The organism is Salinicola sp. (genome assembly GCF_982684285.1).
The window spans coordinates 1-1,341 of the sequence record NZ_CEXLVS010000468.1 but is presented as its reverse complement, the minus strand read 5'-3'; the positions used below and the strand labels follow the sequence as shown (position 1 = coordinate 1,341).

Genomic DNA, 1,341 nt, shown 5'->3' with positions numbered 1-1,341 from the left:
ACTGAGGCTTTTCATCGCCAGTCTATCGATATCACTATTTATGATACTGATTACCCGCCATTAAATTTATCCGCCAAGGGCAAGCTTCCATGGCCATTGTCTTTAGCATGGAATCTTATTCGCAGTGCCGGATTTTCTGGGTTATTACAGGTCTCCCGACTACAAGCCAATATTCCTAAAGTATTATCGGGGAATGATATAACAGTCAGTGATTGGCTCCTAAAAACAAGGCAGTCTGATCGCCTTATTAAACAATTATGGGAGCCATTATGCTTGGCGACACTCAATACGCCCATCGATCATGCTTCTGCTCACACTCTTGCAAAAGTATTACAAGATAGCCTTGGCCAACATAAATCTGCTGCAGATTTACTGATACCTCAACAAGCTCTTGGCGATCTATTTCCTAATGTTGCCGCCGAATATATTAAACGGCATGGCGGTCAAATCAGCTTGCAAACTCGAGTCCAAGGACTCATTGTTCAGCAAGGGAAAGTGACCGGCATTAACATTCAAGATGGCAAAATCATTACTGCAGATTCCATCATCATTGCCACTAACCCCTCACAAAGCGCTAAGCTTCTAAAATCGCATATTACGATTGATAAACCTATTGAATATCCAATTTGTACCGTCTACTTACAATACCCAATAGATATAAGATTACCTGCTCCTATGCTAGGAATGTCTGGAACAGTCAGTCAGTGGTTATTTGACCGTAGTGAACAATCTCCAGGCTTAATAGCTGTGGTCATTAGTGCCCCAGGAAAACATGAAAAACTCTCCAGCAATGAGTTAATCCAACAGGTCTGCAAAGAAATACGCCAAGTGCTACCTGATCTTCCTGCTACGGTTGAAAAAGGGTTTGTGATCCGTGAAAAACGCGCGACCTTTGCCTGCACTGTCAATATAGAAAATCAACGGCCGAAATGTGAGACAACGATTAAAGGATTATGGTTAGCGGGAGATTTTGTTGCCAATTCATACCCCTCCACATTAGAGGGGGCCATCCGAAATGGAAAGAATGCAGCTCAGCAACTATTATCAACTAAAAACAGTTAGTTAACATCACTTTACTAACTGTTATACTGTGCTCCATTCAAATTAGCTAACCCTCAAAGGAACATTATGTTTGCACAAATAAAATTACTTTTTATCGCACTTTTCCTTAGTGCATTTCTTACCGCTTGCGGCACCAAAACAAGTGAAGCAGAAATCGAAATGAATATGTCAGAACAAGATGTTATCGAAATGATGGGAGAGCCGAGCTTAAGCCAATCTCACACAATTGATGACTTAACTGCAACACATATCGAATGTATGGATAAAGACGGCATGCTT

2 protein-coding genes are annotated in these 1,341 nt (G+C 41.2%); both read left to right on the top strand.

Features of this window, described 5'->3' with window-relative positions:
* Positions 1-1,062: hydroxysqualene dehydroxylase HpnE (gene hpnE / locus AC3AYF_RS21160; protein ID WP_487780438.1), on the top strand; the 1,062-nt coding region annotated here is incomplete at its 5' end.
* 66 nt (positions 1,063-1,128) lie between these two features.
* Positions 1,129-1,341 (top strand): hypothetical protein (locus AC3AYF_RS21155; RefSeq protein ID WP_487780437.1); only part of this gene is annotated, 213 nt, incomplete at its 3' end.